General features: G+C 65.6%; 25 protein-coding genes. 10 read left to right on the top strand and 15 right to left on the bottom strand.

From position 1 onward, the window contains the following. Positions 1 to 14: 14 nt before the first annotated feature. Positions 15 to 1,676, bottom strand: a complete 1,662-nt coding sequence (locus tag ACROUL_RS19330; RefSeq protein ID WP_431301055.1) for a Y-family DNA polymerase — start codon at positions 1,674 to 1,676, stop codon at positions 15 to 17. Positions 1,677 to 1,854: 178 nt separating this feature from the next. Here ACROUL_RS19330 and ACROUL_RS19325 point away from each other — a divergent pair, with 178 nt between their 5' ends. Beyond that, the gene (locus tag ACROUL_RS19325) at positions 1,855 to 2,295 is read left to right on the top strand and encodes a cytochrome c (RefSeq protein ID WP_431301054.1); all 441 of its coding nucleotides are present in this window, start codon (positions 1,855 to 1,857) and stop codon (positions 2,293 to 2,295) included. A 42-nt stretch (positions 2,296 to 2,337) separates the two neighbouring features. Here ACROUL_RS19325 and ACROUL_RS19320 read toward each other — a convergent pair whose 3' ends face one another. Continuing rightward, the gene (locus ACROUL_RS19320) at positions 2,338 to 2,610 is read right to left on the bottom strand and encodes an I78 family peptidase inhibitor (protein ID WP_431301053.1); all 273 of its coding nucleotides are present in this window, start codon (positions 2,608 to 2,610) and stop codon (positions 2,338 to 2,340) included. Between the two features lie 88 nt (positions 2,611 to 2,698). Next, positions 2,699 to 2,971 (bottom strand): I78 family peptidase inhibitor, encoded by a 273-nt coding sequence (locus ACROUL_RS19315; RefSeq protein WP_431301052.1) that lies wholly within the window; start codon positions 2,969 to 2,971, stop codon positions 2,699 to 2,701. A 192-nt stretch (positions 2,972 to 3,163) separates the two neighbouring features. Here ACROUL_RS19315 and ACROUL_RS19310 point away from each other — a divergent pair, with 192 nt between their 5' ends. Continuing rightward, a complete protein-coding gene (locus ACROUL_RS19310) occupies positions 3,164 to 4,300 on the top strand; it encodes an S-(hydroxymethyl)glutathione dehydrogenase/class III alcohol dehydrogenase (RefSeq protein WP_431301051.1) in 1,137 nt (378 codons plus the stop codon). 105 nt (positions 4,301 to 4,405) lie between these two features. On the opposite strand, the gene ACROUL_RS19305 is transcribed toward ACROUL_RS19310, so the two are convergent. Continuing rightward, the gene (locus ACROUL_RS19305; protein WP_431301050.1) at positions 4,406 to 5,416 is read right to left on the bottom strand and encodes a YsnF/AvaK domain-containing protein; all 1,011 of its coding nucleotides are present in this window, start codon (positions 5,414 to 5,416) and stop codon (positions 4,406 to 4,408) included. Beyond that, positions 5,413 to 5,844, bottom strand: coding sequence for a DUF2382 domain-containing protein (locus ACROUL_RS19300; protein ID WP_431301049.1), 432 nt, complete (start codon positions 5,842 to 5,844; stop codon positions 5,413 to 5,415). The genes ACROUL_RS19305 and ACROUL_RS19300 overlap by 4 nt, the downstream gene beginning before the upstream one ends. 167 nt (positions 5,845 to 6,011) lie before the next feature. Here ACROUL_RS19300 and ACROUL_RS19295 point away from each other — a divergent pair, with 167 nt between their 5' ends. After that, on the top strand, positions 6,012 to 6,788 hold the full coding sequence (locus ACROUL_RS19295; protein WP_431301048.1) for an NYN domain-containing protein: 777 nt from the start codon (positions 6,012 to 6,014) through the stop codon (positions 6,786 to 6,788). Positions 6,789 to 6,800: 12 nt separating this feature from the next. Here the strand turns inward: ACROUL_RS19295 and ACROUL_RS19290 are convergent, their stop codons facing one another. Next, positions 6,801 to 7,685 (bottom strand): LysR substrate-binding domain-containing protein, encoded by an 885-nt coding sequence (locus tag ACROUL_RS19290; RefSeq protein ID WP_431301047.1) that lies wholly within the window; start codon positions 7,683 to 7,685, stop codon positions 6,801 to 6,803. Positions 7,686 to 7,781: 96 nt separating this feature from the next. Here ACROUL_RS19290 and ACROUL_RS19285 point away from each other — a divergent pair, with 96 nt between their 5' ends. Then, the gene (locus ACROUL_RS19285; RefSeq protein WP_431301046.1) at positions 7,782 to 8,033 is read left to right on the top strand and encodes a hypothetical protein; all 252 of its coding nucleotides are present in this window, start codon (positions 7,782 to 7,784) and stop codon (positions 8,031 to 8,033) included. Between the two features lie 39 nt (positions 8,034 to 8,072). Here ACROUL_RS19285 and ACROUL_RS19280 read toward each other — a convergent pair whose 3' ends face one another. Then, positions 8,073 to 8,708, bottom strand: coding sequence for a RidA family protein (locus ACROUL_RS19280; protein ID WP_431301045.1), 636 nt, complete (start codon positions 8,706 to 8,708; stop codon positions 8,073 to 8,075). On the opposite strand from ACROUL_RS19280, the gene ACROUL_RS19275 reads away from it, so the two are divergent. Next, the gene (locus ACROUL_RS19275) at positions 8,700 to 9,746 is read left to right on the top strand and encodes an LLM class flavin-dependent oxidoreductase (RefSeq protein WP_431301044.1); all 1,047 of its coding nucleotides are present in this window, start codon (positions 8,700 to 8,702) and stop codon (positions 9,744 to 9,746) included. The two genes, ACROUL_RS19280 and ACROUL_RS19275, sit on opposite strands and share 9 nt — an antisense overlap. A 92-nt stretch (positions 9,747 to 9,838) precedes the next feature. Here the strand turns inward: ACROUL_RS19275 and ACROUL_RS19270 are convergent, their stop codons facing one another. Next, positions 9,839 to 10,744: a rhodanese-related sulfurtransferase gene (locus ACROUL_RS19270; RefSeq protein WP_431301043.1), complete on the bottom strand. Its 906-nt coding sequence runs from the start codon at positions 10,742 to 10,744 to the stop codon at positions 9,839 to 9,841. Between the two features lie 176 nt (positions 10,745 to 10,920). Between ACROUL_RS19270 and pncA the strand changes: the two genes are divergently transcribed. After that, positions 10,921 to 11,529 (top strand): bifunctional nicotinamidase/pyrazinamidase, encoded by a 609-nt coding sequence (pncA, locus tag ACROUL_RS19265; RefSeq protein ID WP_431301042.1) that lies wholly within the window; start codon positions 10,921 to 10,923, stop codon positions 11,527 to 11,529. A 58-nt stretch (positions 11,530 to 11,587) separates the two neighbouring features. Next, positions 11,588 to 12,880, top strand: a complete 1,293-nt coding sequence (gene pncB / locus ACROUL_RS19260) for a nicotinate phosphoribosyltransferase (RefSeq protein WP_431301041.1) — start codon at positions 11,588 to 11,590, stop codon at positions 12,878 to 12,880. Here the strand turns inward: pncB and ACROUL_RS19255 are convergent. The 6 genes from ACROUL_RS19255 to ACROUL_RS19230 form a co-directional block, all read right to left on the bottom strand. Next, positions 12,877 to 13,788: a phosphotransferase enzyme family protein gene (locus tag ACROUL_RS19255; protein ID WP_431301040.1), complete on the bottom strand. Its 912-nt coding sequence runs from the start codon at positions 13,786 to 13,788 to the stop codon at positions 12,877 to 12,879. The genes pncB and ACROUL_RS19255 overlap by 4 nt on opposite strands. Continuing rightward, positions 13,785 to 14,207 (bottom strand): alternative ribosome rescue aminoacyl-tRNA hydrolase ArfB, encoded by a 423-nt coding sequence (arfB, locus tag ACROUL_RS19250; protein ID WP_431301039.1) that lies wholly within the window; start codon positions 14,205 to 14,207, stop codon positions 13,785 to 13,787. The genes ACROUL_RS19255 and arfB overlap by 4 nt, the downstream gene beginning before the upstream one ends. Before the next feature lie 260 nt (positions 14,208 to 14,467). After that, the gene (locus ACROUL_RS19245; RefSeq protein WP_431301345.1) at positions 14,468 to 15,091 is read right to left on the bottom strand and encodes a queuosine precursor transporter; all 624 of its coding nucleotides are present in this window, start codon (positions 15,089 to 15,091) and stop codon (positions 14,468 to 14,470) included. Between the two features lie 117 nt (positions 15,092 to 15,208). Then, on the bottom strand, positions 15,209 to 16,117 hold the full coding sequence (mepA, locus tag ACROUL_RS19240) for a penicillin-insensitive murein endopeptidase (RefSeq protein WP_431301038.1): 909 nt from the start codon (positions 16,115 to 16,117) through the stop codon (positions 15,209 to 15,211). Continuing rightward, positions 16,117 to 17,487: an MFS transporter gene (locus ACROUL_RS19235; protein WP_431301037.1), complete on the bottom strand. Its 1,371-nt coding sequence runs from the start codon at positions 17,485 to 17,487 to the stop codon at positions 16,117 to 16,119. Before ACROUL_RS19235 ends, mepA begins: the two co-directional genes overlap by 1 nt. A 63-nt stretch (positions 17,488 to 17,550) precedes the next feature. Further along, a complete protein-coding gene (locus ACROUL_RS19230) occupies positions 17,551 to 18,081 on the bottom strand; it encodes an acyl-CoA thioesterase (protein ID WP_431301036.1) in 531 nt (176 codons plus the stop codon). A gap of 130 nt (positions 18,082 to 18,211) precedes the next feature. Here ACROUL_RS19230 and ACROUL_RS19225 point away from each other — a divergent pair, with 130 nt between their 5' ends. From ACROUL_RS19225 to yaaA, 3 genes are read left to right on the top strand one after another with little or no spacing between them, the layout of a single operon-like run. Beyond that, positions 18,212 to 18,499 carry a YggT family protein gene (locus ACROUL_RS19225; protein WP_431301035.1) on the top strand — a complete coding sequence of 96 codons (288 nt, stop codon included), beginning with the start codon at positions 18,212 to 18,214 and terminating at the stop codon, positions 18,497 to 18,499. A gap of 7 nt (positions 18,500 to 18,506) precedes the next feature. Beyond that, complete coding sequence (recQ, locus tag ACROUL_RS19220) at positions 18,507 to 20,549, top strand: DNA helicase RecQ (protein WP_431301034.1); 2,043 nt, start codon at positions 18,507 to 18,509, stop codon at positions 20,547 to 20,549. A 1-nt stretch (position 20,550) separates the two neighbouring features. Continuing rightward, the gene (gene yaaA / locus ACROUL_RS19215) at positions 20,551 to 21,342 is read left to right on the top strand and encodes a peroxide stress protein YaaA (RefSeq protein ID WP_431301033.1); all 792 of its coding nucleotides are present in this window, start codon (positions 20,551 to 20,553) and stop codon (positions 21,340 to 21,342) included. On the opposite strand, the gene ACROUL_RS19210 is transcribed toward yaaA, so the two are convergent. Further along, the gene (locus ACROUL_RS19210) at positions 21,339 to 23,888 is read right to left on the bottom strand and encodes a response regulator (RefSeq protein ID WP_431301032.1); all 2,550 of its coding nucleotides are present in this window, start codon (positions 23,886 to 23,888) and stop codon (positions 21,339 to 21,341) included. The two genes, yaaA and ACROUL_RS19210, sit on opposite strands and share 4 nt — an antisense overlap. Between the last annotated feature and the right edge of the window lie 138 nt (positions 23,889 to 24,026).

Below are 24,026 nucleotides of genomic sequence, written 5' to 3'. Positions count from 1 at the left end.
CCTTGCACAAGCCGTCACGCGAACCAGCCCTCGCAGAACCAGCCGCCCGAAGCAGCCCCGCCCGTGGCATAGAACAGCCACAGGCACTCGCCGCCCTCCACCTCCACCCGCCAGTAATCTCGCACGCCCGACCGCCAGTCGGGATCGTCCAGCCACCATTCCGGCTGGATGCGCTCCGGCCCCGTCGCCATCCGCGTCACCAGATCGCGCCGTCGCCAGCGGAACCGCTCCGGCGGATCGGGACTGTCGGGCGCGCGCACCGCTTCGGGGCGCAGCATCACCAAAGGGCGCGGGGCAGGCGGTTCGGGCCACTCGCCCTCATGCGCAGAAGACCATGCCGCTGCCAGCGTGATCACCGCCTTCGCCGGAATGTTGCTTTCCGCCGGATGCCGCCGCGTCACCGCCTCCGACCCCAGTCGCGCCCCCAACTTGCCGATCAGGTCGTCCAGCCTTGCCCCCGGCGCGGTCTGCCGAGCCACCACGCTTGCCGTCGCATCGAAATGCCCCCGGTGCTGCAGCGCGTGCAACGGCTCGGTCAGCACCGCCTCCAGCCGCACGCAATCAATCCCGAACCCTGCGTCGATCGCGTCCAGCTTCAGCATCAGCAGCGGTCTTATCCGCTCCACCGTATCGGCGGCCCGCGCCAGCCCCACCGCCACCACCTCGACCCGCCCGTCACAGCGGAACGCCTGCATCTGCACCCGCCGCGCCCCGCGCCCCTTGGCCTTCAGCCGCACGCACAACTCCGGCAACAGCCGGTCCACCGCCGCCTCCACATCGGCGCGCAAGCCGATCGGGTCCGGCAGCGTCAGCCGAACCGCAAAATGCAAGGGCGCCCGCGCCGGGGTGACCGGTTCGGGGTCCAGCCCCAGCGCCTGATCCAGCCGCCGCACCGTATCCGCCCCGAACCGCCGCGCCAGCGCCGCGCGCGGCATCCCCATGATGTCGCTGACCCGCCGCAAGCCCAGCCGCGTCAGCCCCTCCACCGCCTCAGGGTCCAGCCGCAGCGCCGCCAGGGGCAGCCCTGCAATCGCCGCCCGCGCATGGCCCGGCTCCGCGATCATCGCCGCTGCGGTTCCGGGTGTCGCCGGGCGCGGCGCATCACCGCCCCGCTCCCACCCGCGCCGCTTGGCGGCCCGCGACCGCGTCGCCCGCGCCTCCTGCTCCACCGCGTCGCCATTGCGCAGCGGCGACGCCATCCCCCCGGCATAGCGCGCCAACGCCCAGGCCGCCCCCGGCGTATCGGCCAGCCCCGCGCGGAACGTCAGCCCCAGATCGGCGCAATCCTGCTCCACCTCCTGCAACAGCGCGACCTCGCCGCCATAAAGATGCGCGCACCCCGTCAGGTCGATCACCAGACTGGCGGGAGGCTCCTCGGCCACCCATGGGCTGAACTTGCCAGCCCAGCGGCGCAGCACCGTCAGAAACTGCGCCTCGCCCGCAGGGTCCGCCGGATGCGTCACAAGGTCCGGCCAGATCGCCGTCGCATCGCGCAGCGGCTGGCCCAAACTCAACCCCGCCGCTTCCGCTTCGGCGTTCAAGGACACCAGCACCTGCGCCCCGTTCGCATCCCCCACGATGGCGAAAGCCTGCGGCAAGGCATCCCGCCGCCGCCGCAGGATGCGCTCTGCCGCCAGACGCGGAAACCACAGCGATAGGATGCGTTTTGCAACCATGACACGACCAAGTTCACTGAATGTTCACGGTATGCCAAGCCCTGTCACAAGAGTCGAGTCTCCCAGCCCCCCGCCGATGACAATCGCGTGAGCGAAGCGGACAGCAGTAATTGCAGACTATCGGGACAAAAGGTCGCGCCTATACTGCCCCCGCAACCACCCAGCACGGAGCCAAAGAATGAAGTTTACCAAGTACCTCGCCGTTGGGGCGATCCTGATTGCGGGCGCCGCCTTTGCCGAAGGCGATCGCACCGACCCGAACGCAAAAGCCCGGTCCGATCTGATGCGCACCATCGGCAAGAACACTGGCATTCTCGGTGACATGGCGGGTGGCAAGGCCGCCTATGACGCCGCCGCCGCCGAAGCCGCCAAGGCCGCCATAGTCGAAGCCTCTGCCGGCATCGAGGTTGCCTTCAAGGAACAGGGCGGCGCAGATCCGGCCACCGAAGCCAAGCCCGCAATCTGGGAAAACTGGGACGAATTCCTGAAAGACGCTGGCGCGCTCAACGCCGCCGCAACCGCGCTTGACGTGGCCTCCGCCGAAACCATCGGTGCCGGCATGGGCGCCATTGGTGGCGCCTGCAAGGACTGCCACACCGAATTCCGCGCGAAGCAGTAACCGATCCCTGCGGGCGCCCCACCGGGGCGTCCGCCTTCCGGCTCAACCGCAGCTCACCCTTTCGATCAGCCCGGTTCTGCCGATGTAAATGTTCAACCGGCTTGCGCTGTAATCCATCGTCACCGGGGTGCCGGGCTCGATGATGCGGGTGCCCGCCGGAAACGTCATCGCTGCCAGAACCGACTTGTCCTGCCCGACCAGCGTCTGCAATGCATCCGCACCGCAACTGCCCACGGCACCCTCCTTCACCGGCGGCGGGGCCACCGGCTGACAGGCCGCCAGCGCAAGCACCAACACACCAATACCAAACCGCATCTTGCGCCCCCCGTGCAGTGCCACAATGCGCAGCCTAGCAACCGAAGGCATGGCGCGTCAAAGCCTATGGCCGACGCGCCATCCCGGATCAGCCGCAGGTCACGCGTGAGATGATGTCATACTGGTCCAGCCAGATATTCACCCGCTGGGCCTGGAAGTCCTGCGTCACCATCCCGCCAAACGGAATGATCCGCACGGGCTGCGAAAACCGCATCGTCTGAAGCACGCGCGACTGGTCACCGACCAGATACTGCAACTGCGACGCGCCGCAGGCATCGGTGGTAGGCACCGGCGTTTCCACCACGACCGGAACGCAGGCCATCAGGGCGAAGGGCAGGACAAGTAGAATACGGAGTGTCATGGGACTGATCCTTTCACATCGGGGCGCAAAACCCCGGCCAAGGCCCGCTTGCCGGGCTTCTCGTGGAAACGACGCTGTGCGCCACTTGGTTCCCGTGTGCTGCCCGAACGACCTGCTCGCGTCGTTTCCGGCGTTGCGTTCAGGGCCAGTTTCGCACAGCCTGCCGCAAAGCATTAAGGGAGGGAAATCCATATGCGCACCCGTGCCGCCGTCGCTGTAGCCGCAGGCAAGCCGCTGGAAATCATGGAGGTCAATCTCGCCGATCCGAAGGAAGGCGAGGTTCTGGTCGAGATCAAGGCCACCGGCATCTGCCACACTGACGAATTCACCCTGTCAGGCGCAGACCCCGAAGGGCTTTTCCCCGCGATCCTCGGCCATGAAGGCGCGGGCGTCGTCATCGCCGTCGGGCCGGGCGTCAAATCGCTGAAAGTGGGCGACCACGTCATCCCGCTCTACACCCCCGAATGCCGCGAATGCCCGTCCTGCCTGTCCCGCAAGACCAACCTCTGCACCGCGATCCGCGCCACCCAAGGCCAGGGCCTGATGCCCGACGGCACGTCCCGGTTTTCCATGCTGGATGGCACCCCAATCTACCACTACATGGGCTGCTCCACCTTCGCCAACCACACCGTCGTGCCTGAAATCGCGCTGGCCAAGGTCCGCGACGACGCGCCCTTCGACAAGATCTGCTACATCGGCTGCGGCGTCACCACCGGCATCGGCGCCGTCCTCAACACCGCCAACGTCGAGATCGGCGCCAAGGCCGTGGTCTTCGGCTTGGGCGGCATTGGCCTGAACGTGATTCAGGGTCTCAAGATGGCCGGTGCCGACATGATCATCGGCGTCGACATTAACAACGACAAGAAGGCATGGGGGGAACGCTTCGGCATGACCCATTTCGTCAACCCCAAAGAACTGACCGAGGGGACTTCGGTCGTCCAGGCCATCGTCGACTTGACCAAGACCCCCTTCGACAAGATCGGCGGGGCAGACTATTCTTTCGACTGCACCGGAAACGTCAAAGTGATGCGCGACGCGCTGGAATGCACCCACCGCGGCTGGGGCCAGTCGATCATCATCGGCGTTGCCCCCGCCGGCGCCGTGATCGAAACCCGGCCCTTCCAGCTTGTGACGGGCCGCGTGTGGAAAGGCACCGCCTTCGGTGGCGCGCGCGGTCGCACCGACGTGCCAAAGATCGTCGACTGGTACATGGACGGCAAGATCGAGATCGACCCGATGATCACCCACATCCTCAAGCTCGAGAACATCAACAAGGGCTTCGACCTGATGCATTCGGGCGAATCGATCCGCTCGGTGGTGGTCTACTAAGCATCCGTACCGCTTAGGAGGCACTCGCTTCCCCGAACTGCCTCCCCGCCTCGGGCGGGGAGGCATCCATCCGCCCCCTGGCGGCTGGGGGCCGGTTGAGTTGGTTCAGCCGCGCCGCGTGCCTCTGGTGGAGGTGTCGTCGCGGTCGTCCTCGACCTCGACCTCAGTCCGCCGCAACGTGTCGCTGATCGTCTCCTCGCGGCTGGTCGCCGTCTTTCGCAGACCTATCTCCTCGACCACCCGCGCTTCCTTGTCGACCACCGCCTCCTCGCCATGCTCCTCTGCCTCGATGCTGCGCTCCTGGAACGCGGCGGCGCGGTCGGTGACGCGGCGGTCCACCGGGCGGCGTTCGACATCGACCCGCTCCTCGTGCAGTGTCACCGTCTCGCTCACCGGCTCCTCCACCACATACGACCGCACGCGCACGCCGCCGCGACTGGCGTCGCGCTTGCCGACGAGCAGGCGTTCCTCCACGACCTCCACCGTCTCGTCGTTCAAACCCACCGACGTCCCGTCATCCGGCCCGATCGCCCCGCCCATTCCGACCGCAGCCCTCCCGGTTCCGCCGATCCCGCCGATCCCCATGTCGGACGGATCATCCAGACCCCCACCGCCCGAAGCAAGCCCACCAGTCCCGGCCGCTGCACCACCATACCGCCGCGCCGTGCCTTCCTCGTCGAACCCGGTGATCCCGCTCATATCATCCAGCGTCCCGGTGATCCCGTCACGGCCCCTCCAGCCTTCCGACCGCCATCTTGCCGTGCGCTCGTCCATGTCGACCGCACCGTCGTTGTCCAGAATATCGACCACGTCGTCATAATCGGCGTCTGACACACCCGAGACCGTCACCAGATGCCCGCCCCGCTGCAAGCCCTCGGCATAGGCCTCCCGGTCATCCGAGGGGAAAAACCACTCGCCCAGCATCTCGAAGAACCCCCGGTTCTCCTCGTCCTGGCCGTTTGTCCCCGCGCCGCTCGTCAGTCGGATATCTGTCTCCGCTATGCCAAGATCGCGCAACTGCTCCACGGCATCCAGCGCTTCATCCCGATCATCGAAAAATGCCGAAACGGTGCGACGGGTGCGGCCCATCCCCTGGCTTTCATCTACGTACGTCATGGCTCGTTTCCTTCGGTTGATGTCTCTTGCGACAGGATCTGCCCGGTCGGGGCGTCGATACGCTCGACCACCGCCACCTCATGGCGCTGCGTGACCGGCACTTCCGCACGGCGTCGCTCGGTCACGCGCCGCACATGGATTTCTTCCTTCAGCACCAGCTGGCGCGTTACGACCAGACGCTCCTCCATCACCGGCAGGATCGTCACGTCGCCCTCCACCCGGATCTCGGGCACCGCCTCGACATCCCGACCCACCGGCACCCGCGTCACCTCGACCCGCGCCGCCTCCAGATCGGCGGTCAGCGTTAGGCTTTCCTCACGCGTCTCGGTGCGCACCACGACGCGCCGCTGATCGGTCCGCCGCACCCTGATACGCGCTGACTCTCGCGCCAGCGCGATGGTCGAAAGATCGTCGGCAGCGTCGGGCATGGCACTCTCGGGGCACTCTCGGGCTTGGATGCGTCGTCAACCGCGGGGGCGCTGCATTGTTCCGCCGCCGCGCGCCTCGGCCCCACATGCGGCCCTGCTTCCAAAGGGGGGCTTTCCTCACCCCGCCAAACCCGCCACAAAGGCCCTGCAATAGACCGGAGGCCACCATGCCCAGCCCCAACTCCTCGCCGCTTCTGGCCGTCCTCATCGACGCAGACAACGTCCTTGCCCGCCACGCCGAGGCGATCCTCAAGGAAATCAGCACCATAGGTGAACCCGCGCTCCGCCGCGTCTATGGCGACTGGTCCAGCACCCAGCTTGCCGGCTGGAAGGTGCAGGCCCGCGACCTCGGCCTTGTGATGCACCAGCAATCGGCCAACACCAAAGGCAAGAACGCCAGCGACATCGGCCTTGTGATCGACGCGATGGATATCCTGCACGCGGGCAAGTTCGATGCCTTCGTCCTCGTCTCCTCCGACAGCGATTTCACCCGCCTCGCCAGCCGCATCCGAGAAGAAGGGCTGGAAGTGATCGGCATCGGCGAAGCGAAAACCCCGGAATCGCTCCGCAAGGTCTGCAACCGTTTCATCCTGATCGAGAACATCGTCGGGGATGCCGAACCCGAACCAAAGCCCGCCGCCCGCACGCAGGCCGCAAAGCCCGATGCCAAGCCAGACACGCCTGAGGCGACCGAGGCACCCCGCCCCGCCAAGCGCCCCGAAACCGAGGCGATCCCCCTGATCCGCAAGGCCATGACCACGATCGACCCGGACGGCGAATGGTTTTCGCTTGGTCAGATCGGGCAATACATGGTCCGCGCCGATCCCGATTTCGACGCCCGCACCTATGGCAGCGCACGGCTGTCAGATCTGGTCAAGCGGCTGACCAAGCGGTTTGAGGTGCGCAAGGAAGGCAATCAGCTGATGGTCCGCGACATCGCCTGATCACCTGATCTGCTAGGGCGATCCCTCGAATATCGTCGCCAGCCACGCGACGAACTCTTCCACCGCGGGGCGGCGGGGGCCCTTCGGCAACACCGCCGCATAGGTCAGGATGGGCAGGCCGACCAATGGCAGGCTGACCAGACGCCCGGCCGCAAGATCGTCGCGGCAGATGATCTCGGTCGCCAACATGCAGCCAAGCCCGCGCCGCGCCGCCGACATTTCCAGATGCCGGCTGCCCAGCTTCACCCGTGCCAGCGTCTCGGGCGCCACCCCCGCATCGCGCAGTCTGTCGAAATCCCAGCCGTACTCGTCTTCCAATATCCACGGCAGATGCTGCGGGTCGCTTGCCCCTGCCGCCAGCAGCGATGGCGCGCAGACCGCCAGCACCGGGGTGCGCGCCAGCGGGCGCACATCTTCCGCACCACTGGGTGTCCAGCCCTCGCTCAACGCCCGCACCGCCAGATCGAACCCGTCGCGTGCGAAATCGACGATGTCATGGCTGGGTGTCATCGCCACCTCGACGCCGGGGCATCGCGCCCAGAATTCCGGCAGGCGCGGCATGATGCGCACCTCGGCGATAAAGGTCGTGGTCGCCACCCGCAACGGCCTGCGCGCCTCGCTGCGGCAAAGCGCGTCGATCCCCGAAGCGATGCCGCCAAAGGCCTCGTTCAGCACCTGCGCCAACCGCTCGCCCGCCTCGGTCAGGGCCACGCTGCGGCCCGCCCGCCGCACCAGAGACACGCCAAGCTCCTGCTCCAACCCGCGCACCTGCTGCGTAACGGCCGCGTGCGTGACGTTCAGCACCCGTCCCGCTCCGGTGAACCCGCCATGCCGCGCCACCGCATCGAACGCCCGCAGCGACGACAGCGAAGGCAGATTGCGCCAGACCGGTGACATGTAAGCTCAGCTTTCGTGTGGTGGATTTTCCTGATTCGGAAATCTGCGCGGATGCAGGTAGTTTTGCAAGGTATCCCGCAATCAGGCAGGCCTTCCATGTTACACGTCGTCAACCTTGATCTGATGCGCGCCTCGGCCAGATATCACACCGACGGCAGCGCCCTCGACCCCCACGAACCGCACCGGCGTGAAGTCGTCCTGCACCTGCGCCGCACGCGCCACGCCGCGCGAATGGCGCGCTTGGCAAGGCTCGGCACATTGCTCCGTAAACTTGTTCTCACCGCCCGGCCTGGTGGTCGCGGCGGCAAAAGCTTAACGCGCGGTAAATCGGTCCTTGTAACCCATTGATATTTCGTGGCCCGGAAAATGTCCCACGGTGGGACACCCTCAATCCCCCTCGATCTCCACCGTGGCCCAGGTCTCGAAACACACCCCGTTCGCCAGCGCCATCACCCCGATCGTGGCCCGCCCCCCAAGCCCCCGCTCGCGGCCGAAAACCTCCACGAACAGGTCCGAAAGCCCCGACGACACCTTGTGGACCTCCTCATAATCAGGCGTGCAGACCACGAAATTCAGGGTGCGAACAATGCTCTTCACCCGGTCCAAGGACCCCACCGCCTGCTTGATGCCCCCCAGCACATTGATCCCCGTCTGCCGCGCCGCCAGATAGCCCTCCTCGGTCGTCACATCCTTGCCCAACCGCCCCTTGTGGGTGATCTCCGCCCCGATCTGCGCGACGTGCCCCGAAAGGAACAGCAGGCTCCCGACCCGGTGGAACGGCTTCATCGTCCCATAGTCGGCGCCATAGTATCCCATCCGGTCAAAGTCCGGGATGTCGAGACCCATCATCAGGGCAAGCTGTTCCGGCGAGGTCATGTCCGTCTCCTTCTTTTCCCCATCATCCACACCCAATCCCCCACTGTCGAGAGTGCGCCCCTGCGCGGCCTCCGTGCGCCGATGCAGCTTTGCCAGACGCCCCCCGGCGCCTATGTTGCAGTCCAACAGGAGGCGGTCATGGATCATCAGGTTTCTCTCGGGCTCGACACATTCGGCGACGTGACACTCGGGCCGGACGGCAAGTCAAAGCGGCAGGACGAAGTGCTGCGCGACGTGGTCGAAGAGGCCACGCTGGCAGACGCGGTCGGCATCGACTTCATCGGTCTGGGCGAGCATCACCGCTCCGACTTCGCGATCTCGTCCCCCGAAGTCGTGCTAGCCGCCATCGCGGGGCGGACGAAGCGGATCAAGCTTGGCTCGGCAGTGACGGTGCTTTCGTCTGACGATCCGGTGCGGGTGTTCCAGCGGTTCTCCACCCTGAACGCGGTGTCGGGCGGGCGGGCCGAGGTGATCCTCGGCCGCGGCAGCTTCAGCGAAAGCTACCCGCTGTTCGGCTATGACATGGCCGATTACGATATCCTGTTCGAAGAGAAGCTGGATCTTTTCGCCAAGCTGGTGCGGGAGGAGCGGGTGACGTGGTCGGGGCAGACGCGGACGGGATTGACCGATCAGGTCGTCTATCCACCGCTTGGGCCTGAGGGGATGCAGGTCTGGGTGGGTGTGGGCGGCAGCCCGGAATCTGTGGTGCGGGTCGTGCGGCAGGATTTGCAGTTGATGCTGGCGATCATCGGGGGCGATCCGCGGCGGTTCGTGCCGTATGTGGACCTGTATCATCGGGCGGTGAAGCAGCTGGACCGGGAGGCGCGGCCGGTGGGGGTGCATTCGCCCGGCTTCGTGGCGGCGACGGATGAGGCGGCGCAGGAGCAGTTGTGGCCGCATTATCAGGCGATGTTCGGCCGGATCGGGCGGGAGCGGGGGTGGCCGCCGGTCACGAAGGAACGCTATCTGGACGAGGTCAGGAACGGGTCGCTTTATGTGGGCAGCCCGGAGACGGTGGCGCGGAAAATCGCGGCGACCGTGAAGGCCTTGGGGTTGCAGCGGTTCGATATGAAATATTCGACCGGGCCGCAGCCGCATGACCAGCTGATGGAGGGGATCCGGCTTTATGGGGAGCGGGTGATCCCTATGGTCCGGGAAATGCTGTCGGAGAAATCGGCGGCGTAAGGGGCGTGTCCCACGGTGGGACATTTTTCAGACCAAATGAAATCAATTGGTTACGTGGAGAAGTAAGGATTTCTTAGCGATTTCCCACCGGCCTAGTCGGCGCCCAGATGGCGGGCGCCGCGCTGGGCGGCGAGGATCATCTGGTGCTGGCGTTCGCGGAAACGGGCGCGGTCGGCGGGGGTGTATTCGTGTTCGCAGGCGGGACAGGACACGCCTTCCTCGAACGCCGGATGGGTGCGGTCTTCGGGCGTGACGGGGCGGCGGCAGGCGCCGCAACTGGAGTTCGCTCCGGGGACGAGGCCGTGCCCGACGGAAACGCGGTCATCGAAGACGAAGCATTCGCCCTGCCAAAGGCTCGCCTCGGCGGGCACCTCTTCGAGGTATTTCAGGATGCCGCCTTTGAGGTGATAAACCTCGTTCAGGCCTTGGCCGAGGAGGTAGTTGGTGGATTTCTCGCAGCGGATGCCGCCGGTGCAGAACATCGCGATGCGCTTGCCGGTGAAGCGATCCTTGTTTTCCTGCCACCAGCCGGGGAATTCACTGAACGAGCGGGTGCCGGGATCGACCGCGCCTTGGAAGGTGCCGATACCAACCTCGTAATCGTTGCGGGTGTCGATCACCACGGTATCGGCGTCGCTGATCAGGGCGTTCCAGTTTTCCGGCGTGACGTAGTGGCCGGTGCGGGCGGTGGGGTCGACGTCAGGCTGGCCCATCGTGACGATCTCGCGCTTCAGGCGCACCTTCATGCGGCCGAATGGCATGGTTTCGGCGTAGCTTTCCTTGTGGTCGAGTGCGGCGCAGCCGGGCAGGGCGCGGATGTGGGTGAGCATGGCGTCGATGCCGTCGCGCGCGCCAGCGATGGTGCCGTTGATGCCTTCAGGCGCGAGAAGGAGCGAGCCTTTGACGCCTTGCGCTGTGGCAAGCGCCAGAAGCGGCGCGCGGAGGGCGGCCGGGTCGGGGAAGCGGGTGAAGTGGTAAAGGGCGGCGACGGTCAGCATGGGACGTTGGGTTAGGCTTTTCGCGCGGGATCGGCAAGATGCTGTTGGCGCGGATTCAAGGGCGAAGCCCGCCGGGCCGAGCCCGCCTGAGGGAGGGCGCGCCCCTGTGTCGAGACTATTGACCAAGGGGAGGGCCGCCCCTACGCATTTCTTCAAGCCTATTTGAAAGGACCGCCATGCGCCCCGCAACAGACGCCCTGATCGTGATCGACGTGCAGAACGACTTTTGCCCCGGTGGTGCGCTTGCGGTGGCGGGGGGAGGCGAAATCGTGGGGGGGATCAACGCGTTGATGACAGACTTTCCGGTGGTGGTCCTGACGCAGGACTGGCACCCCGGCACACACCTGTCCTTCGCAGACAACCATCCGGGCGCTGCGCCCTATTCACTGACGGACATGCCCTACGGACCACAAGTGTTGTGGCCCGCGCACTGCGTGCAAGGCACCCACGGCGCGGACTTTCATGGTGCGTTGCGGACCAGCGCCGCGCAGATGGTGATCCGCAAGGGCTTTCGCCCCGAGATCGACAGCTATTCGGCGTTCTTCGAGAATGACAAGGTCACGCCGACCGGCCTTGAAGGATATCTTCGGGCGCGCGGGGTGGGGCATGTGACGTTGGTCGGCCTCGCCACCGATTTCTGCGTGGCCTATTCGGCGCTGGATGCGGCGCGGCTGGGGTTCGGGGTGACGGTGCGGGGCGATCTGGCGCGGGCGATAGACCTGAACGGGTCGCTGGCGGCGGCGCGCGACCAGATGGCGGCGGCGGGGGTTGTCTGGCAGGGTTGAACCGCTTTGACCTTTTCGTACCGCATGGCTTAGACAGAAGCCAAAGGGAGTGCCCGTAATGGTCGATATTGCCACCCGCGTCTGGAACCACAAGTGGAAGATCGACCCTATCGTGCGGTCCTTGATCGACACAGACTTTTACAAGCTTTTGATGTGCCAGTCTATTTTCCGCAACAAGCCGGATACGACGGTGGTGTTCAGCCTGATCAACCGCAGCACAAAGGTGCGGCTGGCCGACCTGATCGACGAAGGTGAATTGCGCGAGCAGCTTGACCATGTGCGGTCGTTGAGTCTGACGCGGGGCGAAAGCACTTGGCTGCGAGGGAATACGTTCTACGGCAAGCGGCAGATGTTCCGCCCCGATTTCATGGAATGGTTCGAGGGGATGCGGCTGCCGCCCTATCAACTTGAAAAGCGCGACGGGCAGTTCGAACTGACCTTCGAGGGACGCTGGCCCGAGGTGATGCTGTGGGAGATACCGGCGCTGGCGGTGCTGATGGAGTTGCGCGGCCGGGCGGTGTTGAACGAGATGGGGCGGTTCGAGTTGCAGGTGCTATATGCCCGCGCGATGACCCGGCTGTGGGAAAAGATCGAGCGTCTGCGGGCGATCGAGGGCCTTAAGATCGCGGATTTCGGCACGCGGCGGCGGCATTCCTACCTGTGGCAGGATTGGGCGGTGCAGGCGATGCAGGAGGGGCTGGGGACGAAGTTCATCGGCACCTCGAACTGCCGGATCGCTATGATGCGGGACATCGAGGCGATCGGCACCAACGCGCACGAGTTGCCGATGGTTTACAGTGCCTTGGCCGACAGCGACGAGGAGTTGCGGCAGGCTCCGTATCAGGTGCTGGAGGATTGGCAGGAGGAGCATGACGGCAACCTGCGGATCATCCTGCCCGATACCTATGGCACCGAGGGGTTCCTGAAGGGCGCGCCGGATTGGCTGGCGGGATGGACGGGCATCCGGATCGACAGCGGCGACCCGGTGGTAGGGGCGGAAACCGCGATCCGCTGGTGGCAGGAGCGGGGCGAGGACCCGACGCAGAAGCTGGTGATCTTTTCGGACGGGCTGGATGTGGCGAAGATCGAGGAGTTGCACGCAAAGTTCCGTGGCCGGGTGAAGGTGTCGTTTGGCTGGGGGACGATGCTGACCAACGATTTCAGGGGGCTGGTGGCGGAGGATCGGCTGGCGCCGTTCAGCCTTGTGTGCAAGGCGCTGAGTGCGAACGGGCGGCCGACGGTGAAGCTGTCGGACAATCCGGCCAAGGCGATGGGCCCGGCGGATGAGATCGAGCGCTACAAGAGGGTGTTCGGCGTGGGCGCGCAGGTGGCCGAGCCGGTGGTGGTTTAAAGCACCCGCTCGGCGCACATCACGGCGCGGGCGATGTGGGAGCGGTGGACCCGGTCGTCTGGTGCAAGGCGCGGCATCGTCCAGCCGACCGAGGCGCAGGTGCGGGCGAGGGTGAAGGCCTCGACCAGCGCGGTGTCAGTCGTGCCGTAGCCCTCCATCAGCGCATCGCGGATGTCCGGGTAAGCGGGTTCGTAGAGGTTCTGGCTGAGCACGGTGCCGAGGTCGTAAAGCCGGAAGCCGTGGCCTGAATCGTCGAAGTCGATCAGGGAAACCGAACGGTCGTTCACAAGGACATTCTCGCGCAGGACATCGGCGTGGATGAGGCCGATGTCGAGCGGCTGGCTGAATGTTTCGCGCAGGAAGGCGCGGGCGCGGGCGAGGGTGGCGGCTTGGGATGGGGTGGCGGCGGGGTGGTCCCAGAAGCGGCCCCAGAACGGGGTTTCCCCGACGAGGCCATCGGCATCCCAGCGCGGGCGGGTGAAGCCCTGCGGCAGGGTGAGCGCGTCGGTGGTGCGGTGGAGGCGGGCGAGGAGCGCGCCGAGGGTTTCGTGGAGGGCGAGGGTTTCGGGCAGGGGGCGGGCGAAGGGGACGCCGGCCTCGCCCAGAGCCTCGCCTTCGATCCAGGCGATGGCGGAGGCAAGGCGGCCGGTGGAAAGGGTGACGGTGACCGCGCCGTTGCGGGAGGGGATCGCGGCGGGGACCGGGACGCCAGCGCGGGCGAGGGCGTCGCACCACCAAAGCTCGGAAGTGATGGCGGCGGGGCTTTGGTAGCCCATGCGGTGCAGGCGGAGCGCGGCACGGCCTTGTGGCAGGGCCATTTCGTAGACGACGTTCTCGCGATTTCGCAGAAGGCGGGTGAGGGTGCCGTTCCAGTGGGCAGCGGCTTCGACGGCGAGAGCGTTGGTCATTCTTCGTCGCCGATCTTGCCGCGCAGGGATTTCACCTCGCCGCGCTGGGTCTTGGCGGCGATGCGGCGGCGCTGGCTGCCGAGAGTGGGCTTGGTGGCGATGCGGCGCTTTGGCGGGACGAGGGCGGCGCGGATCATCTCGACCAGACGTTCGCGGGCGATCTCGCGGTTGCGGGCCTGACTGCGGGTGTCTTCGACTTGCAGGACGATGGCGCCGTCCAGCGTCCACCGCCTGCCGGCGAGTTTTTTCAGCCGCGCTTTCACCGACGGGGAGAGATGCGGCGAACGCTCCGCCTCGAACCGCAGTTCAACGGCGGTGGAGACCTTGTTGACGTTCTGCCCGCCCGGACCGGAGGCGCGCATGAAGCTTTCGGAAAGCTCCCAGTCGGCGAGGGCGAGGGTTTCGGTGACATGCAGCATGAGCGCGACGCTAGCCGGGCCGGCAGAAAAGAGAAAGGGTTGCCGGAGTGCGGCAACCCTTTCCGAGATCCAAGGAGATGAGCCAGTTAGGCATCAATTCCAATCGGTGGTCTGTTTATCTGAAGGGCTGCCCTCAGAAAACACCCCTCCCGACTGTCCCGACACGTCTCTCCAATATCACTCTAGACACTGGATCACCTCCTTTCAAATGGTTGCCGATGAGGAAAAGGTGACACAGATTTTGTGTTCGTCAAGTCTATTCACGCTACCTTTACGAGGAGCCGCCCAACAATGAGGCGGAACGGCAGAAGTGCTACAAAAGCGATCAGCAGTTTCACCAGCCAATCGGCGGCGGCCAGCGAGACCCAGAATGGCGCTATCGGACCGAGGCCGAGGAGCGGGGTTGCGGCCCCTGCCCAGGAGACGTCGTTGGACGGCTCGATGAAGGTGAGCGTCGCAGAAAACGCGATGGTGAAGAAGATCGCTGTGTCGAAGGACGACGAGATGATCGGAGCGACGAGGGGCGCTTTCCACCACGATCCGGCGCGCAGGCGGTTGAACACGGCGATGTCCAGAAGCTGTGCGGCGAGGAAGGCGAGGCCGGAACCGATGGCGATGCGCAGGGTCACGAGGGGGCCGAATTCGCCGACGATCTGGGTGCCGATGAACGAGCAGACGATGCCGGTGGCAAAGCCCGCCAGCACGACGCGGCGTGCGGCAGCCGAGCCTTGCAGGCGGTTCGTGAGGTCGGTCACGAGGAAGGCAAAGGGATAGGTCAGCGCGCCCCAGGTCAGGTAGGCGCCAAGCGGGTGCTGCACGAGGATGTTCGAGGCGACGACGATGGCCGCCATGGCAAGGATGCCGGGGATCAGGGAGCGCATGATATGTCCGTTTTGGCAAGGTAGCGGAAACTTGGCCCCCGGGGATCGGGGACGATGGGTCGCCTAGACCCGCAGAGCCGCCATGTCAACCGTAGGCGTGGGGATTGGCAGGCGTGCGGATCAGTTGGATTTCAGGACGCGGCCGCATTGTTTGGGCAGGTCAGCCATGGTGAATTCGCGCGGGCCGCGCTTGCGCGGGGCGTCGTCTTCGGCGGATTTCTTCTTTTTGGTGCCCTTCGGCGGGTTCAGGAAATCTGTCACCCACCAAGTGAGGGTCTCGTCGCAGCCGTTGCCGTTCTTCGACAGCTCGGCGACCGTCGGGGTCTGGGTTTCGCACAGGCGCGCGCCCTTGGGGCATTTCAGGCGGACGTGGAAGTGGGTGTCGTGGCCGACCACTGGGCGGATTTTCTGAAGCCATTTGGTATCGGCGGGGGTGGCGGTCTTGCACATCTCGATCTTGACGGCGGCGGCGACGAAGATGCGGTCGACGCGTGGGTCGGAGGCGGCGGTTTGAAGAAGGCGACGGTGGCTGGGTGTCCAGTTGTCGGTGACGGAGCGCTGGTCGGCGGAGCGGACGGGGATCGAGGAAATCTCCTCGCGTTCGGCGCGGGTGAGGTTCAGGCGCCGGGGAGGCAGCATCCAGATGTCGGCATCGAGGCCGATCTGGTGGCTGGCGTGGCCCGAGGTCATCGGACCGCCGCGCGGCTGGCTGATGTCACCGATGTAAAGCCCGCCCCAGCCGATCTTCTGCGCGGCGCGCGACAGGCCTATCAGGTAGTCGATCATCACCGGCTGGCCGAAGTTGCGGCCGCGCGACAGACGCATCGCCTGCCAGCTTGGGCCGGTTTCGGGAAGCTCGACCAGGCCCGCGGCGCAGCCCTTGGCGTAGGAGCCGATCGGCATCGAGTCCTGCCGCGAGGGTGTGTCGACCGCGCCGAAAAGCTTGTTGGCCAGCTTTTCGGCATGGGCGGGGAGGGGCGAGATGAGGCAGGCGACGAGGGCAAGGCGCGACAGGCGGGCGAACGGCATCAGGTTGAAAGCTCCCCTCTCGGTTTGACCCAGAGTAGCAGAACGAGGCCGATCAGGAACAGCGGGATCAGGGGTGAAATGCCGATGCGCTGTGATCCGCTTGCCATCGTTGCCAAGGCGATGAGGGCGGGGGCCATGAAGCTGGCGACCTTGCCCGAGAGGGCGAAGAGGCCGAAGGCTTCGGTGGCACGGTCTGGTGTGGTGTGGCGGACCATCATGGTGCGGCTTGCGGCTTGCAGCGCGCCGCCGGCGGCACCGATGAGCGCGCCACAGGCGAAGAAGATCTGGTCGGGAAGGCCCGAGGCCGGGTCCATCGCGATGCCCCAGATCGTGTCGCGGTCCATTCCGACAATGATGGTACAGACGAAGATCAGCACGCAGATGCAGAAGGCGATGACGGGTTTCGGGCCGAAGCGGCGGTCGGCGCGGCCACCGATCCAGGAGGCGAGCATGGCCGTGACCGCGCCTACGATGCCGAAGATGCCGATCTTGGTGATCGACCAGCCAAGAACGCCCGAGGCGTAGACGCCGCCGAAGCCGTAAAGCGCGTTGAGCGCGTCGCGGTAGAAAAGCGAGGAGGCGAGGTAGGCGGCGAGGCTGTGGCGGTAGCGGAGCGATGCCAGAAGGTCGCGCAGGCTGGCCATCGCGCGGCCGACATGGAGGGGGCGGGCGTCGGTCTTGGGTTCCTTAACCCAAAGGAAGAAGGGAATCATGAACACCACGAACCAGATCGCGGTGAAGGGGCCTACGGCGCGGGTGCCTTCGCGGGCTTCGGAATCGAGGCCGAAGAGGGGCTCGCGGCCAAGAAGGGTGAGGCCGGTGTCGCCGCCTTCGGCGAAGAAGAGGAGCATCAGGATCAGGGCTAGAAGGCCGCCGAGGTAGCCGAAGGCAAAGCCGGAGCCGGAAATCGCGCCGAGATCGTCGTGATCGGAGAGTGTCGGCATCAGGGCGTTGGTGAAGATGGTGGCAAACTCCATCCCGATGAAGCCGATGCCGAAGGCGGCGACGGCCCAGAACAGCATTCCCGCTTCACCGCCCGGTGCAACATACCAAAGTGATGCGGAGCCGAGGACGTAGAGGGCTGAAAACGTCCAGACCCAGACCAGCCGACGTCCGGTGCCGTCCGCGATGGCACCAAGGATAGGGGCAAGAACGGCGATGGCGAAGGAGGCGATCGCAAGACCCCAGCCCCAGTAGGCCTGCGCGGCGGCCTTTGCGGCCTCTTCATCAAGGCCCGCACCCATGTAGTAGCCGCGGGCGATTTCGGCGAAGTAGGGGCCGAAGATGAAGGTCAGAAGAAGCGTGTTGTAAGGCTGGCTGGCCCAATCGAAGAAGTACCAGCCCCAGATCCGCTGCCGTGCCGTTGCCATGCCTCGCCCCTTCTTGTTTTGAGGGAGTGAACCCGCAAACGCCGGGTCATGCAAGCGGCGGGGTCAGCGGGCGGGGGGCCAAGGCCGGACTGCGTCGGCCTTGATCCAGGCTTGCACCCAGGCGGGCAGGGCGGGGCTGTCGCCGGAATGGCCCATCGCGCGGGCCATTTCGGCCGGGGGGACCATGCCGGCTTTCGACACGATTGCCGAGCGGATCAGGACGTGCGAGGTACATTCCTCGCCCTTCCACATGCTTTGCTCCATGTAGAGAAAACGTGCGTCCCAGCCGATGCAGCGGGTGTGCATGGTGAGCGCGGTGAAGGCGGTGACACGGCGGCGGTAGCGCACCGAACTGCCCGCGACCGTCAGGCCCCAGCGTTTGGCAGTCAGCACGCGGTCAAGCCCGGTGCGGCGGCCAAGCGGCAGGCGGCCAAGGTCGAAAAGCGTGAGGGTTCGGCCGTTGTTCAGCTCCATCCACGGGTCGAGGTCCCAGGGCCAGCAGCGGTGGTGGCTGACATGGCTATCCAGAAGCCCGAGGGGCGGCAGTTTGCGGGCGCGGACAAGTTCCTTGGCCATACGCAGGAAAGGATACATCGGAAGCCTCCGTTTCTGGGGCCGGGGTGCCTGTGCGGCGGCGGAAGGTCAAGCGCAACGCTGCGGCAGGGATTGCTTCTGCGCGGTGCGGGCATTACCTCTGCGGCCAGCCACATGCGCGGAGTGCCGGATGACCTCTCTCTACCAGATATTGATGTTGCTGCTGGACATCGCCCAGTTCATCATCCTCGCGCATATCATCATGAGCTGGCTGATCAATTTTCAGGTGCTGAACGCGCGCCAGCCGCTGGTCGGGCAGATCTGGGGCGGGTTGAGCGCGATGCTGGAGCCGGTCTATAGCCGGGTGCGGCGGTTCCTGCCGCAGATGGGCGGGCTGGATCTGGCGCCGCTGATCGTGCTGATCGCGATCTATGCGATACGGATCGTCCTGCAGAACAACGTCGCCGCCTTCCTCTGAGCGCTGGGTGGAGCGCGCGGCGAGCCTTCTGCAATCTGTCTTCGGCTTTGCCGAGTTTCGCCCCGGTCAGGCCGAGATCGTTGAGGCTGTGCTGGCTGGGCGCAACACGCTTGCCATCATGCCCACGGGTGGCGGAAAATCCCTGTGTTTTCAACTGCCGGCGCTGTGCCGTGACGGGGTGACAGTGGTGATTTCGCCGTTGATCGCGCTGATGCGGGATCAGGTGCGGGCGCTGCGCGAAGCGGGGGTAGAGGCGGGGGCGCTAACCTCTGGCAACACCGAGGAGGAGACCGAGGAGGTCTTTGCCAAGCTGGATGCGGGCGTGCTGAAGCTTTTGTACATGGCGCCGGAGCGGTTGGCGTCAGCCTCGGCCATTCAGATGCTACGGCGGATCGGGTGCAGCCTGATCGCGGTAGATGAGGCGCATTGCGTGAGCCAGTGGGGCCATGACTTCCGCCCCGATTACCTGCGGATCGGTGAATTGCGCCGGACGCTGGGCGTGCCGTTGGCCGCATTTACCGCCACGGCGGATGAGGAGACGCGCGCCGAGATCGTGACGCGGCTGTTCGACGGGGTGGCGCCGGCCACGTTCCTGCGCGGGTTCGACCGGCCGAACATTCATCTGGCCTTCGCGGTGAAGGACACGCCACGGGCGCAGATCCTGGCGTTTGCCAAGGCGCGCAAGGGGCAGTCTGGGATCGTCTATTGCGGCACGCGGGCCAAGACCGAAACGCTGGCGCAGGCGTTGCGCGAGGCGGGGCATGGGTCTGTCGCCTATCACGGCGGGATGGACGCCGAGGACCGGCGGCGCGTCGAAGTGCGGTTTCAGCGCGAGGATGGGCTGATCGTGGTCGCGACGGTCGCGTTTGGCATGGGGATCGACAAGCCGGACATCCGCTGGGTAGCCCATGCCGATCTGCCGAAGTCGATCGAGGGGTATTACCAGGAGATCGGGCGGGCGGGGCGCGACGGCTCGCCTGCGGAAACGCTGACGTTGTATGGGCCGGAAGATATCCGGCTGCGCCGAAGCCAGATCGACGAAGGGGCGGCACCGCCGGACCGCAAGATGGCGGACCACGCGCGGCTGAATGCGCTGCTTGGGTTGGCCGAGGCGGTGGCGTGCCGGCGGCAGGTGCTGCTTGGGTATTTCGGGGAAAGCGCCGAGCCTTGCGGGAACTGCGATTTGTGTGACCGCCCGGCGCTTTTGTTTGACGCGACGGATGCGGTGCGAAAGGCGCTGTCGGCGATTTTGCGCACGGGCGAGTGGTTCGGCGCGGGGCATCTGATCGACATCCTGACCGGGACGGCCACAGCGAAGGTGAAGGAACGCGGGCATGACAGTTTGCCGACCTTTGCGGTCGGGCGCGAGTTGTCGAAGCCTGCGTGGGGTGCGGTGTTTCGCCAGATGATGGGGCGCGATCTGGTGCGGCCTGACCCGGACCGGCATGGTGCCTTGCGGATGACCGATGCGGCGCGGCCGATCCTGCGGGGCGAGGCGTCGATCACGCTCAGGCGCGATACGGTGACCTCGGCGGTGGAGCGGGTGGCGGTGCGGGGGCAGGTGGCGGACGAGGACGCGGCGCTGTTGTCGCATCTGAAGGCGAAACGGCGGGCCTTGGCGGAGGCGGCGAACGTGCCGGCCTATGTGATCTTTCCCGACAAGACGCTGATCGAGATGGCCGAGAAGAAGCCCGCCACGCTGGACCAGATGGCGGGGATCAGCGGGGTTGGCGCGAAAAAGCTGGAAAGCTATGGCGCGGCGTTTCTGGCGGCGATCAACGGGGCGGTTGAGATGCTGCATCCGGCGCGGATGCGGTTGGTCGGCACGCCGGAAGGCGAGGTGTTTGACCGGTTGGCCGAGGTGCAACTGGCGCTGGCGCGGGGCGAGGATGGGATCGGCAAGCAGCTGTCTTGCCCGAATGCCACTTTGCGCCAGATTGCGGAACGCAGACCATCGACGCTGGCCGAGCTTGACCGGATTCAAGGCATGGGCGGGCAGAAGACCGAGCGGTTCGGTGAGGCGTTCTTGGCCGTGTTGCGGGGGGATTGATATGTTGTGCGTGATTTCACCGGCGAAAAAGCTGAACGAAACGCCGCGGGTGGTGCGCGACGAGGTGCTGTCCGAGCCGGATTTCGCGACCGAAGCGATGCGGCTGGTGTCGGTGGCGCGTGAGATGTCGGTGGCCGACCTGCAGGCCTTGATGAGCCTGTCGGAGCCGTTGGCGCGGTTGAACCGCGACCGGTTTCGCGCCTATCGCCGCAAACCGGCAGAGGCTTCGGTGTTTCCGGCGATCCACTGCTTTGCGGGAGACACCTATCAGGGGCTGGATGCGGCGACCCTGTCGGGCGATGCGATGAGCCGGGCGGGGACGCATCTGCGGATACTTTCCGGGCTTTACGGGCTGCTGAAGCCGATGGATGCGATCCAGCCTTACCGGCTGGAGATGGGGTCTCGGTTGGCGAATGCGAAGGGGGCGGACCTTTATGCCTTCTGGGGCGACAAGGTCGCCAAAGCGCTGAACGCGGCGGGGCGTGAGGCGGGAACGGGGGTGTTGCTGAACTGCGCCTCGGTCGAGTATTTCCGGGCGGCGGATCGCAAAGCCTTGAAACTGCGCGTGATCTCTCCTGTTTTTCTGGACGGGCCGGCGGGCGGGGAAAAGGTGATCTCGTTCTTTGCCAAGCGGGCGCGAGGGGCGATGGCGCGCTTTGTGATGGAGCATCGGCTGACCGACCCCGCCGATCTGCGCGGCTTTGACGGCGGCGGGTATGTCTACCGGGCCGAAGCCTCGACCCCGGAGGCGCCGGTCTTTGCGCGCGAGGCGGTGGAGGAGAACGCGGCCTAGGCCGCATCCTCGGTCAATGCGCCCAAGGGGCGGGCTGTGGCGGGGCAATGGTCGACCAGCGCCTCGACGATTGCAGCCTTGCGCAGGGGTTTGGTCATGTAGCGGTCGATGCCCGCGGCAAGGATCGCCTCGGAATCGCCGTCCATCGCGTGGGCGGTTAGGGCGAGGATGGGGACATGGCTTTTCCCGGCCTCCAGCAGGCGGATCGCGGCGGCAGCCTCTTTCCCGTCCATCTCGGGCATCGAGATGTCCATGAAGATGAGGTCAGGCCGGAACGACTGGAACAGGTCCACCGCGATGCGGCCATTGTCGGCAAAGACGAGGTCGATATCGAGGGATTTGACCATCTTCTGAAAAACCAGCTGGTTGGTGCGGTTGTCTTCGGCGGCCAGCACCCTCATCTGGCGCAGTTCGGTGGGGGCGGCAACCACGTCGGGCAGCGCGGGCGCGGCTTCGGGCGGGGGGGCCATCAGCATTTGCAGGCGGCGGTAGAGATCCGAGCGTAGGATCGGCTTTTGCAGTATCGCGGCGAAGTCGGAAGCAGCCTCGCCCAGATCGGTCGGGTTCGAGGTGAGAAGGAGGACCGGCATGGTGTGTCCACGCGCGCGGATCGCTTCCAGCAGGTCTGGCCCGTCCATCTCGGGCATCGCATGGTCGGTCAGGATGGCGTCATAGGCTGCGTCAGTGTCCAGATGCGCCAAAGCCTCGGCACCGGAGCGGCAGAGCGTCACGTCTATGCCGCAGGGTGCAAGCTGGCGTTCAAGGATGGTGCGGTTGATGAACTGGTCATCCACCGCGAGGACGCGCTTGACGGACACCGGGATTTGCAGCGCTGCTGCGTCTTCGGCGACGGGCAGGGTGACGCGGAACCCGAACGACGATCCTTGGCCAAGCTCGCTGTCCACCCAGACCGCGCCGCCCATGTGTTCGATCAGGCGGCGGGTGATCGCAAGGCCAAGGCCGGTGCCTTCGAATTTGCGGTTGCGTTCGTCTTCGACCTGATTGAATTCACCGAACACATGGTCGAGGTATTCCGGCGCGATGCCGATGCCGCTGTCTTCGACGGTGACGTGCAGTTGCTGGCGGCCATCCTCGGCCTCCAGCCCGACGACGCGGGTCAGGACGTGGCCGGATTCGGTGAACTTGACGGCGTTGCCGATGAGGTTGGTCAACACTTGGCGCAAGCGGCCCGGGTCGCCCACGAAACGGGTGGGCAGGAACATGTCGAAGTCGATCATCAGGTCGAGGCCCTTTTCCCGCGCGCGGGGCTGCAACAGCATGGTGACCTCGTGGATCGTGCGTTCCAGATCAAAGGGTTCGGGGCGCAGGGTCAGACGCTCTGCCTCGATCTTGGAATAGTCTAGGATGTCGTTGATGATGACCAGAAGCGCCTCGCCCGAGGAGCGGATGGTTTCTGCAAAAAGGCGTTGTTCTTCGGACAGCGAGGTGTCGCAAAGGAGTTCCGCCATGCCGACGACACCGTTCATTGGCGTGCGAATCTCGTGGCTCATGTTGGCAAGGAAGGCGGATTTGGCGCGGTTCGCGGCCTCGGCCTGCTTGCGGGCGGCCTCCAACTGGGCTTCGTGATCCTTGATGTTGGTGATGTCGATGCGCAGGCCGACGCGGCCGCCATCCGGGGTGGGGTGATCGACCGCCCTGATCCAGCGACCGTCCGAAAGCTGTTGTTCTGAGATCCCGGATGCGGCGCGGTGTTGACGAAGACGCTCGGTGATCCAGTCTTCCTCGCGACCAACGGCGTCGGCATGCTGGCCTTGGACAAGCCCGAAGCGCAGGATGTCTTCGAACCTTGCGCCGGGTTCCATCGCGGGTGCGGAGGCGGGATAGATGTCGCGGTACCGCTGGTTGCAGGTCAAAAGCCGTTCCTCCCTGTCATAAAGCACGAAACCATCCGGGATTGCCTCGATCGCGGCCCAGATGCGCATCTGATCGGTTATATCGAGCGTGAGGCACACAAGGTCGCCGTCGCGGGCGCGGCGGTCGACGAGTTTGACCCAAGTGCTGTTGTTGAGTTTCAGCGTCACAGGCTCGATCGGGTCAGCCTCGATCCGGGCGAGCATATCGGCGACGAAATCATCCGCCGTGCGCTGGCCCAGATCGACCGCACCAGAGGTGGCGACGATGCGCAGGATTTCGGTGTAGGCGATGCCGGGTGCGACGGGGTGGCCGTCGAACTGCGCAAGGAAGGCGTGGTTGGCGGTCACAAGTTTCAGGTCAGCATCGAACACGGCGAACCCGTCACGGATGGTGTTGACCGATTCCCACAGCCGGCGTTCGGCCATGACGGCGGCCGTGTGGGCGCGGTCGAGATCACCGAGAAAGCGGCTGTTCTGGCCTTTCAGCACCTCAGCCTCGGTCAGGGCAGAGCGGACGACCTGGCGCTGTTCGACGATCTGGTCGGACAGCGAGCGGGCATGAATCGCCAGCTTTTCGTTGGCGGCAAAAAGTTCGCGACTTTTTTGTTCAAGCAGGCGTTCGGCGGCAAGCCGCCCCCTGCGTTCCTTGGCCAGACGATCCGATAAGTCCATTCCCACCCTGTGCCGACATGCTGCCTGCGCCCGGGCAGGGCCAGCCTGCGTCCGGTATTCGCGACTACCCTGCCGCATCAAAGTGAACCAAGACTTAACGCCATTCGGGTGCCGTCGTTCTTGCCAGCCCATTCCGGG

It is taken from the genome of Tabrizicola sp. BL-A-41-H6 (genome assembly GCF_050632395.1).
Classification (GTDB): domain Bacteria; phylum Pseudomonadota; class Alphaproteobacteria; order Rhodobacterales; family Rhodobacteraceae; genus JAUYQR01.
Note: the sequence above shows the minus strand (reverse complement) of the source record. Positions and strands in the feature narration are given on the sequence as shown.

Excerpts from the sequence above, each read along its gene's own strand:
- ACROUL_RS19330 (WP_431301055.1), bottom strand. The coding sequence starts at position 1,676 with ATGGTTGCAAAACGCATCCTATCGCTGTGGTTTCCGCGTCTGGCGGCA.
- ACROUL_RS19325 (WP_431301054.1), top strand. The coding sequence starts at position 1,855 with ATGAAGTTTACCAAGTACCTCGCCGTTGGGGCGATCCTGATTGCGGGC.
- ACROUL_RS19320 (WP_431301053.1), bottom strand. The coding sequence starts at position 2,610 with ATGCGGTTTGGTATTGGTGTGTTGGTGCTTGCGCTGGCGGCCTGTCAG.
- ACROUL_RS19315 (WP_431301052.1), bottom strand. The coding sequence starts at position 2,971 with ATGACACTCCGTATTCTACTTGTCCTGCCCTTCGCCCTGATGGCCTGC.
- ACROUL_RS19310 (WP_431301051.1), top strand. The coding sequence starts at position 3,164 with ATGCGCACCCGTGCCGCCGTCGCTGTAGCCGCAGGCAAGCCGCTGGAA.
- ACROUL_RS19305 (WP_431301050.1), bottom strand. The coding sequence starts at position 5,416 with ATGACGTACGTAGATGAAAGCCAGGGGATGGGCCGCACCCGTCGCACC.
- ACROUL_RS19300 (WP_431301049.1), bottom strand. The coding sequence starts at position 5,844 with ATGCCCGACGCTGCCGACGATCTTTCGACCATCGCGCTGGCGCGAGAG.
- ACROUL_RS19295 (WP_431301048.1), top strand. The coding sequence starts at position 6,012 with ATGCCCAGCCCCAACTCCTCGCCGCTTCTGGCCGTCCTCATCGACGCA.
- ACROUL_RS19290 (WP_431301047.1), bottom strand. The coding sequence starts at position 7,685 with ATGTCACCGGTCTGGCGCAATCTGCCTTCGCTGTCGTCGCTGCGGGCG.
- ACROUL_RS19285 (WP_431301046.1), top strand. The coding sequence starts at position 7,782 with ATGTTACACGTCGTCAACCTTGATCTGATGCGCGCCTCGGCCAGATAT.
- ACROUL_RS19275 (WP_431301044.1), top strand. The coding sequence starts at position 8,700 with ATGGATCATCAGGTTTCTCTCGGGCTCGACACATTCGGCGACGTGACA.
- ACROUL_RS19280 (WP_431301045.1), bottom strand. The coding sequence starts at position 8,708 with ATGATCCATGACCGCCTCCTGTTGGACTGCAACATAGGCGCCGGGGGG.
- ACROUL_RS19270 (WP_431301043.1), bottom strand. The coding sequence starts at position 10,744 with ATGCTGACCGTCGCCGCCCTTTACCACTTCACCCGCTTCCCCGACCCG.
- pncA (WP_431301042.1), top strand. The coding sequence starts at position 10,921 with ATGCGCCCCGCAACAGACGCCCTGATCGTGATCGACGTGCAGAACGAC.
- pncB (WP_431301041.1), top strand. The coding sequence starts at position 11,588 with ATGGTCGATATTGCCACCCGCGTCTGGAACCACAAGTGGAAGATCGAC.
- ACROUL_RS19255 (WP_431301040.1), bottom strand. The coding sequence starts at position 13,788 with ATGACCAACGCTCTCGCCGTCGAAGCCGCTGCCCACTGGAACGGCACC.
- arfB (WP_431301039.1), bottom strand. The coding sequence starts at position 14,207 with ATGCTGCATGTCACCGAAACCCTCGCCCTCGCCGACTGGGAGCTTTCC.
- mepA (WP_431301038.1), bottom strand. The coding sequence starts at position 16,117 with ATGCCGTTCGCCCGCCTGTCGCGCCTTGCCCTCGTCGCCTGCCTCATC.
- ACROUL_RS19235 (WP_431301037.1), bottom strand. The coding sequence starts at position 17,487 with ATGGCAACGGCACGGCAGCGGATCTGGGGCTGGTACTTCTTCGATTGG.
- ACROUL_RS19230 (WP_431301036.1), bottom strand. The coding sequence starts at position 18,081 with ATGTATCCTTTCCTGCGTATGGCCAAGGAACTTGTCCGCGCCCGCAAA.
- ACROUL_RS19225 (WP_431301035.1), top strand. The coding sequence starts at position 18,212 with ATGACCTCTCTCTACCAGATATTGATGTTGCTGCTGGACATCGCCCAG.
- yaaA (WP_431301033.1), top strand. The coding sequence starts at position 20,551 with ATGTTGTGCGTGATTTCACCGGCGAAAAAGCTGAACGAAACGCCGCGG.
- ACROUL_RS19210 (WP_431301032.1), bottom strand. The coding sequence starts at position 23,888 with ATGGACTTATCGGATCGTCTGGCCAAGGAACGCAGGGGGCGGCTTGCC.